The organism is Lentzea xerophila, assembly GCF_051094245.1.
Classification (GTDB): Bacteria; Actinomycetota; Actinomycetes; order Mycobacteriales; family Pseudonocardiaceae; genus Lentzea; species Lentzea xerophila.
Genome location: NZ_CP194934.1, coordinates 3,935,371 through 3,955,524 on the forward strand (window position 1 = coordinate 3,935,371; position 20,154 = coordinate 3,955,524).

Here is a 20,154-nt window from a genome sequence, read left to right on the forward strand (position 1 = left end):
ATGGTTCTGATCGACAAGACGGCCAGAAGGCACCGCTGGGACACCAAGTTCGCGCCGTACGGGTACGTGGCGCCGTACTTCCTGGTCTTCGGTGTCTTCGGGCTGTTCCCTCTGCTCTACACGGTCTGGGTCTCGATGCAGGAGCGCAACCTGCTCAACGAGGCCGCCGCGAAACTCGTCTGGCTCGACAACTACGCGCGGCTGATGGCGGATCCGTACTTCTGGAACGCCATGGGCAACACGCTGAGCCTGTGGCTGCTGACCACGATCCCGCAGATCCTGCTGGCGCTGTGGATCGCCCAGCTGCTCAACCGCAAGGTCCGGACCCGCACGCTGTTCCGGATGGGCGTCATCCTGCCGAACATCACCTCGGTGGCGGCGGTGACGATCATCTTCGCCCAGCTGTTCGGCCGGGACTTCGGCCTGATCAACTGGGTGCTGGACCTGTTCGGTGCCGGGCACATCGACTGGCAGGCGGGCACGGCCACCTCGCACATCGCGATCGCCGTGATGGTGGTGTGGCGCTGGACCGGCTACCACGCGCTGATCTTCCTGGCCTCCATGCAGGCGATCCCGTCGAGCCTGTACGAGGCGGCCACGCTGGACGGGGCGAACGGGCGGCAGCAGTTCTGGCGGATCACGGTGCCGTTGCTGCGGCCGCAGATCATCTTCTCGACGATCATCGCGACCACCGGCAACATGCGCCTGCTCGCCGAACCGCTGCTGTTCAACCCCGGCGCCGCGGCCGCGACCGGTGGCTCGGACCGGCAGTTCCAGACCGCCGCGCTGTACCTGTACGAGCAGGGCTTCACCAACTACGACTTCGGCTACAGCTCGGCCATCGCGGTCGTGCTGGCGATCGCCACCGTCATCGTCGCCGGGTTCGGCTACCTGGTGACCAAACGGATCCGGACGGAGTGAACCCATGACCGCTGTGCTGGAGCGTCCCGCGCCGGTGCGTCCCGCCGGTCCGTCGACGAGGGCGCGCAGGCTGGCCAGGCGCGTGGCAGGACCGTGGACGTACGCCGCGCTCATCGCGGTGCTCGCCGGGTCGGCCTTCCCCGTGTACTGGTCGTTCGTGGTGTCCTCGCAGACACCGGACGCGATCGACAGCGTGCCACCGGTGCTCGTGCCGGGCGGCCATCTCTTCGCCAACATCGCACGGGTCTTCGACACGACGGACTTCGCGCTGGCGATGATGAACTCGATCATCGTGGCCGGCACGGTGACCGTGTCGGTGGTGCTCTTCTCCACCCTGGCCGGGTTCGCGTTCGCCAAGATGAAGTTCCGCGGGCGCAACGTGTTGCTGCTGGTCATCATCGGCACGCAGGCGATCCCGACCGAGCTCGGCATCATCCCGCTCTACATGATGATGAGCGAGTTCGGCTGGGCCGGCGAGATCCACGCCGTGATCGTGCCGGGGCTCGTGACGGCGTTCGGCGTGTTCTTCATGCGGCAGTACTTCGAGCGGGCGATCCCGGACGAGCTGCTCGAGGCGGGCCGGATGGACGGGTGCCACTCGCTGCGGCTGTTCTGGCACGTCGCGCTGCCCGCGGCCAGGCCCGCCGCGGCGGTGCTGGGGTTGTTCACGTTCATGCAGGCGTGGAACGACTTCTTCTGGCCCCTCGTGGTGCTGGTGCCGGAGAACCCGACCGTGCAGACCGCGTTGTCCACTTTGGCCAGTGGCTACACCACCGACTACACGCTGGTGCTGACCGCCGCGACCATCGGCACGGTGCCCGTGCTGGTCGTGTTCCTGTTGTTCGGCCGCCAGATCGTCGGCGGCATCATGTCGGGCGCAGTCAAGGGCTGACCCCTCGCAGAGGAGATCGTTGTGAGTTTTCCGGCCGGCTTCCGCTGGGGCGTGGCGACCTCGGCCTATCAGATCGAGGGCGCGGCACGGCTCGACGGCCGTGGTCCGTCCATCTGGGACACCTTCGCGACCGTTCCCGGCGCGGTCGCGTCCGGCGACACCGGTGACGTGGCGGCGGACCACTACCACCGCTGGGCCGAGGACGTGCAGCTCCTCGCCGACCTGGGGGTCGACTCGTACCGGTTCTCGGTGTCGTGGTCGAGGATCCTGCCGGACGGCCGCGGTCCCGTCGAGCAACGCGGTCTCGACTTCTACCGGCGGCTCGTCGAGGCGTTGCTGGGCAAGGGCATCGAGCCGTTCCTCACGCTGTACCACTGGGACCTCCCGCAGACGCTGGAGGACGAGGGCGGGTGGCGCGAGCGCGACACCTCACACCGGTTCGCCGACTACGCCGCGATCGTGCACGACGCGCTCGGGGACGTGGTCAGGAAGTGGACCACGCTGAACGAGCCGTACTGCTCCTCGATCGTGGGCTACGGCGAGGGCCGCCACGCACCCGGCGCCCGCGAGGGCCACGGCGCGCTGGCCGCCGTGCACCACCTGCTGCTGGGCCACGGCCTGGCCGTGCAGGCCATGCGCGCCAACGGGTTGCCCGAGCAGGAGTTCGGCATCGTACTGAACCAGTCCCCCACCGTGCCGGTGACCGACTCGCCCGCCGACGTCGCCGCCGCGAGCCGCCAGGACTGCCTGTTGCGCCGGCAGTTCACCGACCCGCTGTTCGGTGCGTCGTACCCGGACGAGCTGACGTCGATGTTCGGCGACATCAGCGACTTCTCGTTCCGGCGGGACGGCGACCTGTCGATCATCAGCGAACCGCTGGACTACGTCGGCCTCAACTACTACTACCGGCTGCACGTCGCCGACGCACCCCACCGCGAGCCGGACCCCGCCAAGCGCACCGCCCACGACATCGGCGTCGACACGACCCAGCTCCCGGACGTGCCGCGCACCGGCATGGGCTGGCCGGTGGAACCCGAGGGTCTCACCATCGCACTGACGGACCTCAAGGCACGCCACCCCGGCCTGCCGCCCGTCTACGTCACGGAGAACGGCTGCGTCTACCCCGACACGGAAGGGTTCGAGGACGAGGACCGGATCGCCTACCTCGGCGACCACATCGCCGCGGCGGAGGCAGCCGCGGCGGCAGGAGTGGACCTGCGCGGTTACTTCTGCTGGTCACTGCTCGACAACTTCGAGTGGGCGCACGGCTACAAGCACCGGTTCGGCCTGATCCACGTCGACTACGCGACCCAGCGCCGCACACCGCGTGCCAGCTACCACTGGTACCGCAAGTTCATCTCGACAGCGCGAGACTGATCCCGCTCCGCACGGAAGTGCCCGGCTCAGCGGTGCCGAGCCGGGCACTTCCGCACTCCGGTCACCCGAAGTTCACGTCACTGCACCACATGTAGGTCTGGTCGAGGTGCGAGGCCTGCCAGATCGTGAACACGACGTGGTGTCCCCGGTAGGCGCCGGAGGTCTGGACGTTGAACCTGATGTCCTTGGCCGGCGCGAACCTCCCGGTCTGCGTGATGAAGTCGAGGTTGCCCCAACCGAGGCGCTGGGTGGTCGGGTCGAACCCGTTCTTGCTGACGTAGACGCGGAAGTAGTCGGCACCGTGGCTCGCCTGGTCGTGCAGGTGCATCGAGAAACTGCTTCCCAGGTTGGTGGTCTTCCACCGGCCCGGCGTGTTCAGGGAGTTGTTGCGCGACAGGGCGTTGCTGCAGAGCTGACCGTCGGGCGTGGACCCCTGGAAGTTCCCGCCGAGTCCGTCCCGCAGCGCGCTCATCCAGTTCCACATGGTGTCGGCGTTGGCCTGGAAGGCCTGCCAGCACATGGGGTCCTGCTGTTGCATCGCGGGGTTCGTGTGCTGACTGCCCCACGTCTGCCAGCACTGGTAGGCACGTGTCGCGGGACCGACGATCGTGCCGTGCGCCGAGGCCGTCGGGGCGAAGAGGAACGTGCAGGTCAGCACGCTGATGATCACCGTGATCACTCTCCGCCGCCTGGTGGCGGACCCGAAGGTGCTGCGCGTGCGCATGAATGAGCCTCCATTCTCCGATGATCGACAGCAGCGGCGGAATGGGAGCGCTCCCAGAAAATTGAGCTTACTCGTCACACTTCGAAACGGCAAGGACACATTGCGTGATGATGTTCGGTACCGCGACGGTGGGCGCTGAACGCCCAGGTCACGGCTCGACGGCCGGGCAGCGTCCCGCCGGGGTCGTCAGGCCGAGCAGGTAGTCGTCGACGGCACCGCGCGTGCCGGCGCTGCGCGGATAGGCGCCTCGTAGGTCAGCGGCGCCTACCGGTGGACGCCGACCGCCCAGGCGTGGGGCGCCGTGCCCTGGGGACGGGGACCAGGATCCTCGGTGCGTCGAGCACGTCAGGGATCACTCGCTGCGGTGCTCATCGCCGGAGCCGCTCGGCGGCGAGCCTGCCGGAGATGAGCACCGGCGGGATCCCGACACCGGGTGTGGTGCCGCTGCCCGCCAGCACGACGTTGCCGTCGCGGAACGGCAGGTTGCGCGGCCGGAACGGGCCGGTCTGGCCGAACGTGTGGGCGGCGGAGAACGGCGTCCCGGCGGCCTGGCCGTCCCGCGCCCAGTCGTCCGGCGTGATCACCGCGAGCGGTTCGGCGTCGACGAGGAGCTTGCGCGTGGACATCTCGCGCACGAGCTCCTCGGCGTACCGGTGCCCGATCGCGTCCCAGCGCAGTGGGCCGGTGTCGAGGTTGGGGCAGGGCGCCAGCAGGTACTGCAGGTGCCTGCCCTCCGGCGCGAGCGCGGGATCGGTCAGGGTCGGCGTGGTGAGCAGCAGCGACGGGTCGCTCATCAGCTTCCCCCGCTTGACGATCTCGTCGAACGTGCCGTCCCACTTGTCGCCGAATGAGATCGTGTGGTGCGCGAGGTCGTCCGCGACACGGCCGGCGCTGAGGTGCACGACGACCGCGGACGGCGACCAGCGCAGCGGACGGATCCGGCGCGGTTCGCCGCGCAGCAACCTGGTGCTCTGGCCGGGTCCGGTGGCGAGAACGACCGCGTCGCAGGGGAACCGGTCGTCGGCCGTGCGCACGGCCGTCACGCGGTGGCCCGTGCGTTCGAGCTCCTCGACCTCCGTGCCGTAGTGGAACCGCACACCGGCAAGGGAAGCGGCGTCGGCCAACGCCTGCGGCACGGCGCGCATGCCGCCGCGCGGGAACCACACGCCGGCCACGGTATCCATGTAGGCGATGACGGCGTAGGCGGCCAACGCGTCTTTCGGTGCGACACCGGCGTAGAGCGCCTGGAAGGTGAAGACGCGCCGGAGCCGGTCGTCGTGCAGGAACCGCCCCACCGCCTTCGCGAGCGACCCGAAGCCGCCGAGCCGGGTCAGCTCGACGAGATCAGGACCGACGAGGTCCCACGGTGAGTCGAAGCTCGCGCCGATGAACCTGTCGCGTTCCACCCCGTACAGCTTCGTGAGCCATGCCCGCAGGTCGCGGTACCCCTGCGCCTCCCGGCCGCCCGCGAACTCCCGCACCGCCTGTTCCATGCGGCCGGCGTCCGTGTGCACGTCCAGCGCGGTGCCGTCGGCGAACGTCGCGCGGTAGGCGGGGTGCAGCGGCAGGAGCTCGAGGTGGTCCTCCCGCTTCCGGCCGACCGCGGCGAACGCCTCGTCCAGCAGCTCCGGCATCGTGAGCACGGTCGGGCCGGTGTCGATCAGGTGGCCGCCGATGTCCAGCCGGCCCATGAGCCCACCCGGATGCGGGTGCCGCTCCAGGACGGTCACCTCGTGTCCCGCGCCCCGCAGGTGCAGCGCCGCCGACAACCCCGAGAGACCCGCACCGACCACGACCACCCGGTCCGTGCGGCCCTTCACCACCTGCACCACTGCCATTCCCCTCGATCGGGTCGTCCACTGCCGACGGCACGGTTCGTCGTCCTGCCTGCACCCAGATCCTGCCCGACCGGCTTTCCGGGCGCCGCCGTGGTGCGGAGGACAACTCGCGGACCTAGCGTTGGGGGGACCTTCTCCGCGAAAGGACCGCTGATGTCGGCTGAACGCGAACTGGACGCCGCGGGCATCACGGCGCCGGCGTTGCGCGACGCGTACCGGCGCTGCCGTGAGCTCAACGCACAGCACGGACGGACCTATTACCTGGCAACGCGGTTGCTCAGCGCGGAGCAACGCCCCGCCGTGCACGCCCTGTACGGCTTCGCCCGGTGGGTGGACGACGTTGTCGACGACGTCCACAGTGGATCGGAAGCCAAGGCCGGGGCGCTGGCGTCGGTCGAGGTCCGTCTGCAGGCCGCGCTCGAAGACCGGACGACGGACGACCCGGTGCTGGCGGCGTTGATCGACACCGTGCGCCGCTACGACATCCCGGTCCGGCACTTCCAGGACTTCATGGCGTCGATGCGCATGGACCTCACCGTCACCGACTACCCCACCTATCCCTATCTGGAACGGTATGTGCACGGTTCCGCGGCCGTCATCGGCCTGCAGATGCTGCCGGTGCTCGGCACCAGCGTGCCGAGGGAGGAGGCGGAGCCTGCCGCCGCGGCGCTCGGGGTCGCCTTCCAGCTCACGAACTTCATCCGCGACGTCGGCGAGGACCTCGATCGTGGCCGGGTGTACCTGCCCGCCGACGAGCTCGCGGAGTTCGGCGTCGACCGGGAACGCCTCCTGCACGCCCGCGCGCGGGGCAGGGCCGACCAGCAGGTCCGGGCCGCGCTGCGCGACCAGGTGCGGCGGGCGCGCCAGGTCTACGACAGGGCGTGGCCGGGCATCGGCATGCTCGCCCCGCGGTCACGGCCGTGCGTGCTCACCGCCTACCGCCTCTACGGGCGGATTCTCGACCTCGTCGAGGAGGCGGACTGCGACGTGCTGTCGCGCCGCGTCGTCGTGTCCGGCGGCAGGCGGCTCGCGGTCGCCCTGCCGGCCTTGGCCAGGGCGGTGTTCGCCCGTGCGACCTGAGGGAAGGAAGACCATGCGTGACCGGGTCCCGGTGCGGATCTACTCGAGCCCGCCGTGGCGTGAGCAGCGGCCGACGTGGCAGGACGCCAAGCCGGCGCTGATCGAGGCGGCGCTCAAGCGGGCGACCGCGCGCCCGTCCGGCAACTGGTTCGTCGCGGGAGCGAGCCGCGACGTCGTGCGGGGCAGGCCGCGCGGCCGGACCGTCGCGGGCCAGGAGGTCGTGCTCTGGCGTGGCCCTCATGGCGTGCTCATGGCGGGCTCCGGCTCGTGCCCGCACCTCGGCGCACCGCTGTGCGACGGCGCGGTGGCCCAAGGCAAGCTGATCTGCCGCTGGCACGGACTCGCGCTCGACGGCACGCGGTTCGGGGCGTGGACGCCCTTCCCTGCGCACGACGACGGCGTTCTGGTCTGGGTCAGGCTGGACCAGGCAGGAGGTGAGGAACCCCTGCCCGCCCCCGTGCTGCCGCAGCGGCCACCGGCGGGGTCGATCGACGCGGTGGCCACGTTCGCCGGCCGGTGTGATCCCGAGGACGTGGTCGCGAACCGGCTCGACCCGTGGCACGGCGCGTGGTTCCACCCCTACTCGTTCGCGAACCTGCACGTGCTGGAGACGCCCACCGAGGCGGACGACCGCTTCCTGGTCGAGGTCACGTTCCGGCTGGCCGGTCGCGTCGGGGTGCCGGTCGTCGCCGCGTTCACCTGCCCGGAGCCGCGCACCGTCGTGATGCACATCGTCGAGGGCGAGGGTGCGGGCAGCGTCGTCGAGACGCACGCGACGCCCATCCGGCACGGCCGCACCGCCGTGGTGGAGGCGACCATCGCGCACTCGGAGCGGCGCGGGTTCGCCGTGGCCAGGTCCGCGGCAGGGGCGTTGCGGCCGGTCATGCGCTGGGCGGCGGCACGGCTGTGGCGCGACGACCTCACCTACGCGGAACGCCGGTACGCACTGCGTCAGACGGGCCGCTTCCCGGACTGAGCCCCCAGAGTCACAACGTCCTCCAACGACGGGCGACCGAGCGCAGCAGTGGCACGCGGCCCTCGGTCGGCACGGTCCACAGGTCCGTTCCGGCGACGCCCCAGCGGCCGAGCAGGTGGTTGGCGGCCGCGAAACCCGTGGTGGCGGCACGTTCCATGAGCGCGACCGGCAGGTCGACGCGCACCAGGTCGCCCGCGACCACCAGGAAGTCGTCCGGTGTGGTCACCGCGGGCCGGCGCGCGTAGCCGCCCGCGGGGAACAGCGGGCAGTCCTCGCGCAGCTCGTGCCGTTCGTCGACCACCCCGGCCCGCTTGGTCTCCGGGTAGACCTCGGTGAGCTGTTCCCAGAGCCGGGCGCGAGCGGACTGTTCGTCCACATCGGACGGAAGCGCGTACCCGTGCAGCTCCACCACCGAGCCGCCCGTCCGCGCGGCCCAGGCCCGTGCCTCGTGCTCGTAGTGGTTGAGCACGCTGATGTTGTCGAGCAGGTCGTGGCCGCTGGTGCCGAGGAAACCCGGCCGGTCCGGGTCCACCGGGGCGTCCAGCCAGTACCGCGACACGAGGAACCGCGGTGCGGTGCGCAGTTCGCCGATGTTCGCGCGCCACGCGGCGTCGCCGAGCGAGGGCGAGGCGCCGACGAGCGCCCGCAGGCCGGGAACGTCCGCGGCCAGCACCACGGCGTCCGCCTCGATCGCCCCGCCGCCGATGGTGACCGAGAAGCGCTTCCGCTCCCCCGGCAGCACGGACCGGACCTCGACACCTGTGCACACCGTGGTGCCCAGCGAGGTGAGGTGGCGGCGCAGCGGCTCCCACAGGCCGTGCGGGAACGGGTCCGCGGCCACGTCGAAGAGCAGGCCCTCTGACGAGCCCAGGAAGTAGATGTGGAACATCACCGCGAGTTCCGCGGCCGACATCCGGGTCGGATGCGCGAAGAAGCTGCGGGAGAACACCTCGAACGCGAGGGCGTGCGCGGCCTCCGGGAAACGGATCCGCTCCAGGTACGTGGCTGCGTCGATGCCGTCGAGCTCGTCGTACACCCGCGGCACGGACACGTCGAGCAACGACAGCGCGGCCCTGGTGTCGACACCGGGCAGGTCGCGCCACCGGAACGTGGGGCTGCCGCGCAGGAACGCGAGCGCGTTCCACGGCACTGCCGTCGGCAGGTCCGCGAAGCCGTCCCGGTGGCCCGAGGCGTGTTGCAGCGGGTAGTCCGGCAACCCGACCAGGGCGTTGCCGGCCGGGTCGACGCGCTTGAGCAGCGCCCGCAGGTTGTAGTACTGCCGGAAGAACGCGTGGAAGCCGCGCGTCATGGTGGCCTCGCTGCCGTCGGCAAGCCTGGTGCTCCAGCCACCGACGCGCCCGCCGAGGTAGTCCTCCCGTTCACACAGCACGACCAGCGCCCCACGTTCGGCGAGCAACGTCGCCGAGGAGAGGCCCGCGATGCCGCCGCCCACCACAACGACCACGGGCGCGTCCCCGTCGAACTGCGCCCGCCCGGCCGGAGCCGGGATCCGCACCGCCCTGCGATCCCTCACCACTGCTCCCGCCCTGGCACGTGCCCCCGGAAGGTGTGCACGACGCCCAGTTGCAGGCCGGGCACCGGTGCGCTCCGCACGCCGACGAAACCGTTGCGGCGCAACCGATCCCGCAACGCGGCCGCCCCGTCGAAGTCGAGCACGCTGCGCCACAGGTAGGTGTAGAGCGAGCGGTCGCCGGTGGCGAGCCATCCCGCCGGCACGATGACCCCGCACAGCACCGTCCACAGTGCTGTGCTCACCGGCGAGTCACGGACCGAGTACTCGTGCAGCACCACCGTTCCGCCGGGTTTCAGCATGGTCCGGACGTGCCGCAACGCGGGGTCCGGCGCGGGCAGGTTGCGCACCAGGTAGGCGGCGAACACCGCGTCGAACCGCCCTTCGTCCACGTCCTCGGCGCGGCTGTGGACGAACCTCACCGTGTCCGGCCAGCGCTTCCGCCGTGCCCGCGCGAGCATGCCCTCCGACGCGTCGACGGCGACGATCTCCACGCCCGGCGAGGCCGCTACGAGCGCTGCGGTGGAGGCGCCCGTGCCGCAACCGAGGTCGAGCACCCTCATACCGGGCCGGAGTCCGAGCGCTCTCGCCGAGAGCCGCAACGCCTGGTGGTAGCCGGGGTTGAGTCCGACGAGGAGGTCGTAGCCACGCGCGGCGCGGTCGAACTTCGCCGGGACCTCAAGCTTGTTCACGTGCCGACCTTCCCCGTTCCCACAACAACAGCACGGCGGTGACCATGGCGAACCCGTAGAGGAAGTCCTCCACCGGGATGTCCCACGGCACCCGCACCCCGCTGATGGCCCAGTCCGCGTACAGCACGATCGGCGCGTCGAGCCTCGTCAGCCATCCGTCCACCGGCACCTGGAACCCGAGCACGATCGCCATCGTGACCCAGTAGGCCGGCCGCTTGAACAACCCCGTGCGCAGCAGGCAGAACTCGAGCAGCAGCACCACGACCACCGCCGTCAACGCGGCGAGCGAGTACTCCTCAACCATCGCGTGACCAGCGTTCCGACCGACCTCGGACGGCCTCGTAGGTCAGCACCGCGCAGAGCGGGATCGCCACGAAGAACAGCACCTCCTCGATCGGCAGCACCCCGCCGACCAGCACACCCGTCGTGGCCTCCGGGTGGAAGCTCCAGTGTCCGCGCAGGATCGCGACGACGTCCCAGACCGCGAGGACGAGCAGCACAGGTGCGATGGCCCGCGCCAGTTCCGGACCCCGCCGGTAGACCCCGCGGCCCATCCACTCCAGTGGCACCGTGATGAGCACGCACACGCCCAGCACCGCCAGGTATTCGTACTGGCTTCGCATCACCGACCTCCCACGACGACCGTATGGGCGGCACGACGAGTCCGCACCACGACGGAATACCTTTCGCGTGGACCTCAGGTCGTGTCCGCTTTCGCGATCGCGTAGTAGGCGTCCACGGTGTCGCCGTCGATGCCCACGTAGGCGTCGATCCACGCCGCCGCGGCGCGCGCCAGCAGCAGTAGCACCTCGAACTGCCGTTCCTGGGCCAAGCTTCCCAGCACCAGCGCGACCCGCCGGTCGTCACCACTCGCCAGGCCGCTCAGCAGTTCCGACGCCACCTGCCTGCCGGTCTCCTCTCCTGGCGTCGCCGGTCCCGGCGGCACCGTGACCGGAATGCGCGCCGACGGCGCCAGTGAGCCGCGCGGAACGCCTCGCAGCAGAACTGCCGCGCAAGTGTCGAGCGCCACCACCTTCGTTTGTTCGTCCGATGCCAGGCACCGCACGGCTTCGCCGGCCCACGGGTGATCACGCCTGTTGAGCGCACCTATCGCGGCCAGCGTGAGTTCTCTGGCCTGCACATCGTCGAGCCGCTGCATCGACCCCTTGCCTCCCTAGCAGTCGGCCCCGACTGGAATGCGCCCCCGCGCGTGGTTTCCCCTGTTACCCGGTTCAGACATGGTCAAACGACCGGAGAGGTTTGGTCCCACTACCGGGTCACAGTTCACCCATCCGCCGCAGCGCATCCGTGCCCACCGCACTGAGATCCCGATACCATTCAGATGTTTACGACATCTGAACGCGGAGGACAACGCGATGGCGACCCGGCACCTGTACCTGGCGCGCCACGGTGCGGCCGACCCCTTCGGTGAGCTCACGGAGGTCGGGCAACGGCAGTCGCACCTGCTCGGCCGGCGCCTCGCCCTCCTGCCGATCGACGCCGTGTGGCACTCGCCCCTGGCCAGGGCGGCCTCCACGGCCGAGATCCTGGGTTCGCACCTGCCGGGCGTGCCCGTGGCCGAGGCGGCCGAACTGGTCGACCACGTGCCGCACGTTCCGGACGAGATGCCACCCGCCTGGGCGGGCTTCTTCGACGGCTTCGACGCCGCGGAGGCCGCCACCGGCGCACGCCTCGCGGAGGCGTTGGTGGACCGGTTCGCCCACCCGGCCCCGGCCGAGACACACGAGGTCCTGGTCACGCACGCCTACCAGGTGGCCTGGCTGGTGCGGGACGCCCTCGGCGCACCGCCCGCCCGCTGGCTCGCGATGAGCTGCGGCAACACGGCGCTGACAGTGATCCAGCACCGCGACGGCATGCCCCCGACCCTGCTGACGTACAACGACATGAGCCACCTCCCGGCGGAGCTGCGCTGGACGGGGTTCGGGCCTGGCGTGCGGCCGTGACCGCTCCGGCCGCTCACCAGGCACGTGCCCATCACCCTCAGCCGCGCCGCCGAAGCACCGCCTGCGCGGCACCCAGCCGCTCACCCTCATCCCGTTCCGACCGGTCCCCCGACACCTCGTCCGCCCAGCCGAGCAACCGGTGCAGGTGCTCCTCCGCTTCGGCCGCGACCACGCGAGGCGAACCGAGGACGACCTCACCGCTGGTCCCGTCGATCGTGACCAGCGCACCCACCGGCACGGTGTGCCCGCCCACCGTAACCGAGTCACCACCCACGACGAGGTCGGCGACCCCCACGACGGCGGGCTTGCCCATCGAGCGCGCGACGACGGCGGCGTGACTCGCCGGCCCGCCGAGCGCGGTGACGATCCCCGTCGCCGCGGCCAGGCCGCGGATGTCGTCCGGCGACGTCTCCGGCCGCACCAGCACGACCGGGCCGCCGGCGGACAGGCGCACCGCCTCGTCCGCCGTGACCGCCACCCGCCCGGACGCCACACCGGGGCAGACGCCCAGGCCTCGGGCGAGGACGTCCGCGGCCACGATCCGCGGTGTCCGGACGTGCCGCAGGTGGTCCGGTGACACCCGCAGCAGTGCCTCATCGCGGTCGATGACGCCGTCGGACACGAGGTCGGTGGCGAGGCGGACGGCGGCGGCGCCGGTGAACCGGCCCGGCCGCACCTGGAGCAACCACAGGACGCCCGACTCGAAGGTGAACTCCACGTAGCAGGCGTCGCGGTAGTGCTGTTCGATCCGGCTCAGCGCGGAGAGCAGGTCGCGCCAGACCGCGGGCTCCCGCTCGGCGAGCACACTCAGGGGCAGGGTCAGCGAACGGCCGGAGACGACGTCGTCGCCCTGGTGTCCGAAGAGGACTTCGCCGAACGGCACGTCCGCGCCGGTGTTGGGGTCGCGGCTGAACGCGACACCGGAACCGCTGCGTTCGTCACGGTCGCCGAACACCATCTGCTGCACCACCACGGCCGTGCCGAGGTCGTGCGGGATGCCGTGCAGAGTGCGGTAGGTGTGCGCGCGAGGTGTGTTCCAGGACGAGAAGACCGACTTGACCGCTTCTTCGAGAACCTCCGGTGTGGGACGCAGGTTGAGGATCGTGTTCATCATGCCGGGCATCGACACGGCGGCACCGGAACGCACGGAGACCACCGGAAACGTCGCCGCCGCGAGCTCGTCGCTGAGCCCGGCAGGAAGGTGACCGGTGCGCAGGAACGCACGGCACGCCGAGGTGGTGACGACGAACCCGGCGGGCACCGGGAGGCCGAGGCGGTGCAGCAACACGAGACCGTGCGCCTTACCGCCCACCACCTCCGGCGGCTCGTCGAGCTCGGCGGAAAGCCGCCTCACCCACTCCATCGCGCGATCCCCAGCGTCGCGAGCAGATCTTCGTGCAGTTCGGCCCACACCGTGTGGAACGACGCCAGGTTGTCCGCCAGGTACCCGAGCTCGCCCGCCTTGGTCCGATCCAGCGCCTCGCCGAGACGCGCCGAGTAGCGGCCGAACCGAGGCGCCACAGTGGACAAAGCGGCGATGACGACGACAGCGCGCTCGTAGAACGACGTGAACAGACGGAGAACGCGGGCGTCGTAGGCAGTGTCGCGGTGGTCGTTGATGGTCGTGACGCCGTCGACCGACCGGACCTGCCACGCCGTGCAGAGGTCGAGCAGCTCCGGGTTGAGCACGAGGAAATCGTCGAACGCCTCCTTCAGCGCGGGACGACCACCGGCCGGCTCCAGCTCGGCGGCGATCCGCGCGGCGTCGGCGGCTTTCCCGGCCTCGGTCAGCGCCCACCCGCCGAAGTCCCTGTGATGCGTCACGAGACCGGCGACCGCGAGGTCGATCAGCTCCGACTCCACTTCGGACTCACCCAGGCCCGTGAACGACGCCACGCGGGCGAGTCCGGTGGAGCCGCAGCAACGCAAGGCGTGGAGTACCAACAGGTCCGCGCTCACGACGTGGCCTCCCGCCGCTTCGCCCCGGCCGCGTGGCCGGCACCGAGTCCCTGGGCACGGGCCACGATCACGCCATCGCGCACGCGGACCGCCACCTCGGTGTCGTCGCCGACGGCCGCCACCCCTATCGCGGGTGCCACCACCCCCTCGTCGTCGAGCACGAGCCGCACGTGCTGCCAGGTCTCGGGCGCGAACACCCTCCGCAGACAGCTGACGACATCGTTCACCCTCAGCCGCACGAGGCGACCGGACACGTCCGGATCAGCGGTGACGACGACCAGCGTCACCTGGTCACCGGGCTGGGCGGACCGGACGGCCTCCTCGGCCGCACCGAGTCGGTCAGTGCCCAGCAGCACGACCAGTCCGTCGGCGAAGTCGGCCGGACCACCTCTGATCTGGTCCACCAGCCCGGACGGAGCGGTCCAGGCATCGGCGCACGCCCTGGCGGGGGCGACGTAGGGCAGGTGCGGAGGAGCCCACGTGTCCGAGAGGTCGATCGCGGCCAGGTGCCGGCACGCGTGCGCCACGTCGAACGGGTCGCCGAACCCCGGCGACGTCTCGGCCCGGTGCCCAGCGCCGTCCAGGAAGGTGAGCGCCACCTCGGCCAGGCGCACCTGCCGCGCCGGCCCACCCCGTTCGAGGGCGAGGGCGAGCAGCAACGCCTCCAGCCGGGCGACCTGCGCCAGCACGGCCGGCCCGCGCTCGTCGTCGAGGACGCCGTCCAGCGACCGCAGCTGCAGGCGTCCGCCCGACGCCGAGTCGCCGGCCAGCGGCAACCGCTCGAGCCACACTCTCGCGAACACTCCCAGCGCGTCCGCCGTCGTCGCCGGCGACACCTCCGCCGCCTGCTCGCCCGAGGCAGCCTTCTCGACCAGGTCGATCAGCACGGCCAGGTACAGCGCCTTCTTGCCGGGGAAGTTCGAGTACACCGCGCCGCGGGTCAACTCAGCCCGCTCGGCGATCCGGTCGACCTTCGCCAGTGCGAAACCGCACTCCGCGAACTCCTCTCTCGCTGCCGCCAGCACGGACGCACGTGTGCGCGCCTGCTGCTGCACCCGAGTCAGCCGAACCATCGCCACCCTCAATCTGAGATGTTGTCATCATCCAGATTACATCAACCTTTGAAGTGCGTGCGCGCGACCGGCAGTTTCGGGTCGGGCACTACCTAACCGGCCACCCGCTGTCTGACACTGTTCGGGTCCGACAGGCTGGTGACGCGGCTCAGAACTCCAGGCACCACACCGCACTTACCGACCAGAACCGATCCCGACTAGAAGGTGACGATCACTTGGCAACGGGGGACGAACCACTGCACTTCCGGGTTCTGGGGACGTTCGAGGTCACGCGCGGCAGCCGCCGGTGCACGCCGACGGCACCGAAACAGCGGGCGTTGCTCGCGCTGCTCGCCCTGCACGCCAACGAGTTCGTGCCGACGAGCAGGATCGTGGACCGGCTGTGGTCGCGTGGCGCGCCGCGGTCGGCCATCGCCGCGCTGCACGGCTACGTGACCGCCGTACGACGGGTGCTCAGCCCGGACTGGACGAGCTCCAGGACGTCGCACCCGGTCCTGAACACCCGCCCGTCCGGCTACGTCCTCTGCCTGGAGCCGCACGAGCTCGACCTGACCCGGTTCCGAAGACTCGCGAGACAGGCACAGTCCGAGATCACGGCCGGGGACTGCGTGCGGGCACGGGAGCTGCTCACGAGAGCGCTCGACCTGTGGCAGGGCTCCCCGTTGGCGGACCTGCGCGAGACCGGCATGTTCGACCACGACGTCGCGCGGCTCGAGAAGGAGTACCTCGAGTTGTTGCGCAACCGGTTCGACGTGATGCTCTGCAACGGTGACGGGCACCTCGCGGTGAGCGACCTCGAGGAGCTGTGCCGCAAATACCCGCTGTGGGAGAGGTTCCACGAGCAGCTGATGCTCGCGCTGTGCCAGGCCGACCGCCGCGCCGACGCGCTCACGGCCTACGCCAGAACGTACCGGATGTTGTCCAGCCACGCCGGGATCGAGCCGGGACCGCGGCTGCGGGCCATGCACCAGCTCGTCCTCAGCGGCGACGACCCGTTCGACCGGGTGCACCGGCACGACCGGATAGCGGTCGGCCTACCGGTGGCGCACGCCGTTTCTCCTTAGCTCCCAGCCGAAAGCCGCCAGTCGAACAGCCGCCGGTAGAAGACGAGCGGTTCGCCCTCCGCCACCTCGGTGCGGGCGACCTCACCGATCAGGATGGTGTGGTCGCCGTGGTCGAACACGGCGGACGTGGTGCAACGCAGGTAGATCGGAGCCCCGCACAACCGGGGCACGACCCCGTCCCACTCCCACCCGACGTCGGCGAACTTGTCCGCGCCACGGCTAGCGAACGTCCGCGCGGTGCGTTCCTCGGTGCTGCCGAGCACGTGCACGCCGAACTCCGAGCAGCGCATCAGCGGTTCACGGCAGCGCGACGCGTGGTCGACGACCACCAATACCGACGGCGGATCCACACTGTAGGAACAGATCGACGAGACGAGCAGCCCGCACGGCCTGCCACCCGCCTGCCGCGTGGTGACCACGGCCAGGCCGGAGACCAGCCGGCTCATGGCGTCGGTGAACGTGGCCACCGGCCGTGCGGCGGCCACGTCCTCCGTTGCTGTCACGGCGTTCCTCCTACCTTGCCGTCGCCGCGGCGCACAGTTCCCTGCGGTGCCGGGCGTCCTCGTCGTCGGTGACGGCGAGGACCGCGTCGTAGTCGACGATCGCCGCGCCCCAGTCGCCGGACTCCTCGTAGGCGACGGCGCGGTTGAAGCGGGCCTCCGGGTTGTCGTCGAGCGTGATGGCACGGCTGAGGTAGCTGATCGCGTCGGTCAGGTCGCCGGACGCCACGGCGATCGTGCCGCGGATCGCCCAGGCCTCGGCCAGCCGGTCGTCGCGCCGCACCGCCTCGGCCAGCGTCTCGGACGCCGCGTCGTACCGGTCCTGCTCGACGAGCAGCTGTCCCTTGAGGCACAACAGGTGTGCGTTGTCCGGCGCCAGTTCGAGAGCGGCCTCGACGTCGCGCCACGCCGCCTCGGTGTCACCGTTCGCGAGCAGGAGGCCGGCACGGTTGATCCTGGCGTCGACGTGCCGCGGGTCGAGCTCGATGACGTATCCGAAGTCGGCGAGGGCGCCCTCGGTGTCGCCGAGAGCCAGCCGGGTGTCGCCGATGTTGTAGTACGCCTCCGGGAACGGCGGTGAGAGCCTCAGCGCCTCGCGGTAGGCGTCGATCGCCTCCTCGTCGCGGCCGAGCCTGCGCAGGACGTTGCCGACGTTGAAGTGGTGCTCGGGGAAGTTCGGATCGCGTTCGAGGACGAAGCTGTAGTCGGCGAGCGCCTCTTCCAGCCGGCCCATCGCGCCGTAGACCTGGGCCCGGTTGTACCGCAGCACCAGGCGGTGCAGCGCGTGCTCGTGCGGTTCGAGCTCCCGGTCCAGTCTCGCCATGCCCTCGTTGACGAGGGCGAGCGCCGCGTCGGGCCGCTTCTCGCGCACCTCCACGAGCGCGAGACCGTTGCGGGTGAAGACGGACTGGAACGCTTCCTTCTTCGGGTCGTCCAGCTGCGAGGCGATCGCGATCGCCAGGTTCATCCACGCCCGTGCGCGCACGTAGTCCCGTTCGGCCTCCGGGTAGTGCCGCGCGTGGAGCATCGCCGTCGAGTACGCGAGTTCCAGCTGCACGGCCGGATCCGTGGACGCGGCGCGTCCTTCGACGTAGAGCTCCTCCGCCTCGTGCGCGCGTCCGACCGCCGCCAGCACGATCCCCGTCTGGAAGGTGAGGTGCCACCAGGTCTCGGAGTCCTTCTCCTGGTCCACGACCACGCGACCGCGCAGGCCGAGGTCCGCGGCGGCCTGGTAGAGCCCGGTCTTGTGGCAGTGGTCCAGTGCGGCGCGCAACGCCTGAGCACCGGCTCCGGCGGGGTCGCTGCCGTGCTCCAGGTGGTACGGGATCGCGCCGAGGTGCAGGGAGAACTCGGTGGACCGCGCGAGCCGCTCGGCCCGCGCGTCGTGCAGCGCGGCCCTGCTCTCCCGCGGCAGGTCGAGGTAGGCGGCGAGCAGGCGCGGGTCGTCGGCCGTGCCGTCACTGTCCACATAGGCCTGAGCGGGAGTGGCGGGCAACGGCGGCTCCGCGGTGACCGGCGCTTCGACCACCTGTGCGTGCGCGGCGATCGTCCGCGCCAGCGACACGTCGATCTCCCCGCGCGGGTCGGTCAGCGGTTCCCGGCTCGTCCCCACCACCACGGTGAGGCCGGGGATGTCCTGGCGGCGCACCAGGACGGCGATGAACTCCTGGTCCGACGGGTCGGCGTGGTGCGCGTTCTCGATCACGAGGGTGCGCGCCCCGCCGCCCAGCGCGGCCAGGTAGTCGCGCAGGACCTCGGCCAGGCCGTTCGCGATGTTGCGGGTGTGCAGGCGCGAGTAGTACCGGGTGCGCTCGCTGTCCTGCACGGCCCACTCCAGCGTGTGCCACGCGCTGGGCACGCGGCCGGCCAGCTCGGGCGTGCTCGTGAGGAGCTCGATGTTGTGGCGCTCCCCCAGTTCCGGGCACCGGTCCAGCAGGTCGTCGGCGATCAGGCGCAGCAGGGACCCGGCCGCCGTGTACGGTCCGCGCAGCCGCCGGTGCGCGTCGACCGCCGCCCAGATCGGCGGCAGCTCCAGTGCGGCGAGCGCGTGCGTCCGGTCGCGTCGCTGGTCGGCGCGGATCCAGTAGCGGCTGTCCATGGTGCGTCCTTTCAGTGGATGACGTGGTGCGGACGGCGGTCCCGGCGCGTCCGCACGCGCTCCCGGACCATGAGCCAGCCGAGTACTGCGCACTGCGCGATCGCCATGCCGCCGAAGACGATCGCGTCGAGCAGCTGGGTCGTCGGCACGGCGTCGCCCGTGAGGCGGCCGAGCACACCGGCGGCGAAGTGGTAGAGCACGGGAGCACCGGCGAGCACGAACGTCGTCAGGCTGGCCGTGTAGCCGACGACGACGAGCCACGAGTACCAGCGCGCCGCCCGCCGGTCGACCGGGTGCAGCACCGACTCGTCCGTCTCGGGGCGCCCGGCCAGCCGCCGGAACCGGTTGCGGACCAGCTGCTTCGCCGCCCCGTGCAGGTCGACGCAGCCGAGCACCGTGCTGACCAGGACGTAGATGTCCGTGCGCAGGTAGAAGAAGAACTGCCAGATCACCCGCAGCAGCGCGGCGAACGCGACGGCCAGCAGGAACCGTCCCGGGCCTGACAGCGCGCCGTCCGGATGCCGGGTCAGGTCGGCCGCGATGGTGCACGCCGCGATCCCGATGACGTCGGCGAGCAGTCCCGCGACGATCGGCAGGTACCGCTTCCGGCGCGGCACGGCCACGAGCCCGTCGAGCGACGTCTCCAGCACGATGAAGTACAGCCGCCGCCCGATTCTCAGCCGCGACCGGACGCCGAGCCTGCGTCCTGCCAGCGCGTGGAACGACTCGTGCAGGAAAAGGAGCGGAATCGCGGCCACGAACAGCCCGACCTGAATGACCGTGTAATAGTCGGAGAAGAAGATGTGCCGATAGGTCGGCCGCAGGTCCGGAGTGACGATCATCGCCCACAGAGCCCAGCCGGAAATCAGCGCGTAAACAACCCAGGCGACCGGGGAGAACAGCGCGGAACCAAGCCCGCTGAACCGTACCGGCGCTTTCACGGCGACGGTTTCACCGGATCCGCGGATGAGGTCGAGCTCGTCGAGAGCCGCGACGACGTCCTCGATGTCGACGGACTCGCCGTGCGTCCGCTCGAACCATTCGGCCGCCTGGTTCGGGGTGTCGCCCGCGACCAGCCTGCGCACGAGGTCAGCGCCCTCAGCGGGGAAGATGCCGTACGAGTCGACGTCGGGACGGCCGATCGTCACCTCGTCGCCGTCCTCCAGGAACACCAGCTCGTGCAGGGGCACCGGCCGGTCCGGATCGAACTCGGTCACCACGTTCCTCCCGCGGCGTGGGGCCAGATGCGCTGGGCGGTGAAGCCCAGCGCATCCCCGCCGTGTCTTAGGCCGGCTTGACGTTGTACTGCGAACACGCGGCCGCCGTGAGGCGAACCGGACCCGCCTTGCGAACCGTGATCTTCTTCATCTTCGCCCGAGTCTTCTCCATGAGTGCCACCTCCTTCCGACCGTGGTACCGACCGACATCGACGAGTTTGCCCGCGCTCTCCAAGAAATCTCCAACA

General features: G+C 70.7%; 20 protein-coding genes. 7 read left to right on the top strand and 13 right to left on the bottom strand.

Annotated features, from left to right (window positions below; all coding sequences use genetic code 11):
• Genes ACRSBM_RS18780 through ACRSBM_RS18790 form a run of 3 tightly spaced genes read left to right on the top strand, consistent with a single transcriptional unit; the run spans position 1 to position 3,190 of the window.
• Positions 1–921: a carbohydrate ABC transporter permease gene (locus ACRSBM_RS18780; protein WP_434444880.1), complete on the top strand. Its 921-nt coding sequence runs from the start codon at positions 1–3 to the stop codon at positions 919–921.
• A gap of 4 nt (positions 922–925) precedes the next feature.
• Entirely contained in the window at positions 926–1,813 is an 888-nt protein-coding gene (locus ACRSBM_RS18785; protein WP_434444882.1) for a carbohydrate ABC transporter permease, read from the top strand.
• A 15-nt stretch (positions 1,814–1,828) separates the two neighbouring features.
• Positions 1,829–3,190, top strand: a complete 1,362-nt coding sequence (locus ACRSBM_RS18790) for a GH1 family beta-glucosidase (RefSeq protein ID WP_434453115.1) — start codon at positions 1,829–1,831, stop codon at positions 3,188–3,190.
• Between the two features lie 61 nt (positions 3,191–3,251).
• Here ACRSBM_RS18790 and ACRSBM_RS18795 read toward each other — a convergent pair whose 3' ends face one another.
• Together ACRSBM_RS18795 and crtI are read right to left on the bottom strand one after the other, a co-directional pair.
• Positions 3,252–3,914 carry a lytic polysaccharide monooxygenase auxiliary activity family 9 protein gene (locus ACRSBM_RS18795; RefSeq protein ID WP_434444884.1) on the bottom strand — a complete coding sequence of 221 codons (663 nt, stop codon included), beginning with the start codon at positions 3,912–3,914 and terminating at the stop codon, positions 3,252–3,254.
• A 368-nt stretch (positions 3,915–4,282) separates the two neighbouring features.
• Positions 4,283–5,752 (bottom strand): phytoene desaturase family protein, encoded by a 1,470-nt coding sequence (gene crtI / locus ACRSBM_RS18800; RefSeq protein WP_434444886.1) that lies wholly within the window; start codon positions 5,750–5,752, stop codon positions 4,283–4,285.
• A gap of 153 nt (positions 5,753–5,905) precedes the next feature.
• On the opposite strand from crtI, the gene ACRSBM_RS18805 reads away from it, so the two are divergent.
• Together ACRSBM_RS18805 and ACRSBM_RS18810 are read left to right on the top strand one after the other, a co-directional pair.
• Entirely contained in the window at positions 5,906–6,832 is a 927-nt protein-coding gene (locus ACRSBM_RS18805; protein ID WP_434444888.1) for a phytoene/squalene synthase family protein, read from the top strand.
• A gap of 13 nt (positions 6,833–6,845) precedes the next feature.
• Positions 6,846–7,808, top strand: a complete 963-nt coding sequence (locus ACRSBM_RS18810) for a DUF5914 domain-containing protein (protein ID WP_434444890.1) — start codon at positions 6,846–6,848, stop codon at positions 7,806–7,808.
• A gap of 10 nt (positions 7,809–7,818) precedes the next feature.
• Here the strand turns inward: ACRSBM_RS18810 and ACRSBM_RS18815 are convergent, their stop codons facing one another.
• The 5 genes from ACRSBM_RS18815 to ACRSBM_RS18835 all read right to left on the bottom strand — a co-directional run bounded on the left by ACRSBM_RS18815 (position 7,819) and on the right by ACRSBM_RS18835 (position 11,190).
• Positions 7,819–9,345, bottom strand: coding sequence for an FAD-dependent oxidoreductase (locus tag ACRSBM_RS18815; RefSeq protein WP_434444892.1), 1,527 nt, complete (start codon positions 9,343–9,345; stop codon positions 7,819–7,821).
• Positions 9,339–10,031, bottom strand: coding sequence for a class I SAM-dependent methyltransferase (locus tag ACRSBM_RS18820; RefSeq protein WP_434444894.1), 693 nt, complete (start codon positions 10,029–10,031; stop codon positions 9,339–9,341). Before ACRSBM_RS18820 ends, ACRSBM_RS18815 begins: the two co-directional genes overlap by 7 nt.
• The gene (locus ACRSBM_RS18825; RefSeq protein WP_434444896.1) at positions 10,018–10,335 is read right to left on the bottom strand and encodes a lycopene cyclase domain-containing protein; all 318 of its coding nucleotides are present in this window, start codon (positions 10,333–10,335) and stop codon (positions 10,018–10,020) included. Before ACRSBM_RS18825 ends, ACRSBM_RS18820 begins: the two co-directional genes overlap by 14 nt.
• Positions 10,328–10,654: a lycopene cyclase domain-containing protein gene (locus ACRSBM_RS18830; protein WP_434444898.1), complete on the bottom strand. Its 327-nt coding sequence runs from the start codon at positions 10,652–10,654 to the stop codon at positions 10,328–10,330. Before ACRSBM_RS18830 ends, ACRSBM_RS18825 begins: the two co-directional genes overlap by 8 nt.
• Before the next feature lie 74 nt (positions 10,655–10,728).
• A complete protein-coding gene (locus ACRSBM_RS18835; protein ID WP_434444900.1) occupies positions 10,729–11,190 on the bottom strand; it encodes a hypothetical protein in 462 nt (153 codons plus the stop codon).
• Positions 11,191–11,407: 217 nt separating this feature from the next.
• Here ACRSBM_RS18835 and ACRSBM_RS18840 point away from each other — a divergent pair, with 217 nt between their 5' ends.
• Positions 11,408–11,995 (top strand): histidine phosphatase family protein, encoded by a 588-nt coding sequence (locus ACRSBM_RS18840; protein WP_434444901.1) that lies wholly within the window; start codon positions 11,408–11,410, stop codon positions 11,993–11,995.
• A 37-nt stretch (positions 11,996–12,032) separates the two neighbouring features.
• Here ACRSBM_RS18840 and ACRSBM_RS18845 read toward each other — a convergent pair whose 3' ends face one another.
• The 3 genes from ACRSBM_RS18845 to ACRSBM_RS18855 are packed head-to-tail and all read right to left on the bottom strand — an operon-like array spanning position 12,033 to position 15,027.
• A complete protein-coding gene (locus ACRSBM_RS18845) occupies positions 12,033–13,358 on the bottom strand; it encodes a PEP/pyruvate-binding domain-containing protein (RefSeq protein WP_434444903.1) in 1,326 nt (441 codons plus the stop codon).
• Positions 13,346–13,954 (bottom strand): transcriptional regulator, encoded by a 609-nt coding sequence (locus tag ACRSBM_RS18850; protein ID WP_434444904.1) that lies wholly within the window; start codon positions 13,952–13,954, stop codon positions 13,346–13,348. Before ACRSBM_RS18850 ends, ACRSBM_RS18845 begins: the two co-directional genes overlap by 13 nt.
• A complete protein-coding gene (locus ACRSBM_RS18855; RefSeq protein ID WP_434444906.1) occupies positions 13,951–15,027 on the bottom strand; it encodes a TetR/AcrR family transcriptional regulator in 1,077 nt (358 codons plus the stop codon). Before ACRSBM_RS18855 ends, ACRSBM_RS18850 begins: the two co-directional genes overlap by 4 nt.
• Positions 15,028–15,242: 215 nt before the next feature.
• Between ACRSBM_RS18855 and ACRSBM_RS18860 the strand changes: the two genes are divergently transcribed.
• Complete coding sequence (locus tag ACRSBM_RS18860; RefSeq protein ID WP_434444907.1) at positions 15,243–16,091, top strand: AfsR/SARP family transcriptional regulator; 849 nt, start codon at positions 15,243–15,245, stop codon at positions 16,089–16,091.
• On the opposite strand, the gene ACRSBM_RS18865 is transcribed toward ACRSBM_RS18860, so the two are convergent.
• The 3 genes from ACRSBM_RS18865 to ACRSBM_RS18875 are packed head-to-tail and all read right to left on the bottom strand — an operon-like array spanning position 16,088 to position 19,906.
• Positions 16,088–16,594, bottom strand: coding sequence for a flavin reductase family protein (locus ACRSBM_RS18865; protein WP_434444908.1), 507 nt, complete (start codon positions 16,592–16,594; stop codon positions 16,088–16,090). The two genes, ACRSBM_RS18860 and ACRSBM_RS18865, sit on opposite strands and share 4 nt — an antisense overlap.
• A 10-nt stretch (positions 16,595–16,604) precedes the next feature.
• Entirely contained in the window at positions 16,605–18,689 is a 2,085-nt protein-coding gene (locus ACRSBM_RS18870) for a tetratricopeptide repeat protein (RefSeq protein WP_434444909.1), read from the bottom strand.
• 11 nt (positions 18,690–18,700) lie between these two features.
• A complete protein-coding gene (locus tag ACRSBM_RS18875; protein ID WP_434444910.1) occupies positions 18,701–19,906 on the bottom strand; it encodes a hypothetical protein in 1,206 nt (401 codons plus the stop codon).
• Positions 19,907–20,154 lie beyond the last annotated feature (248 nt).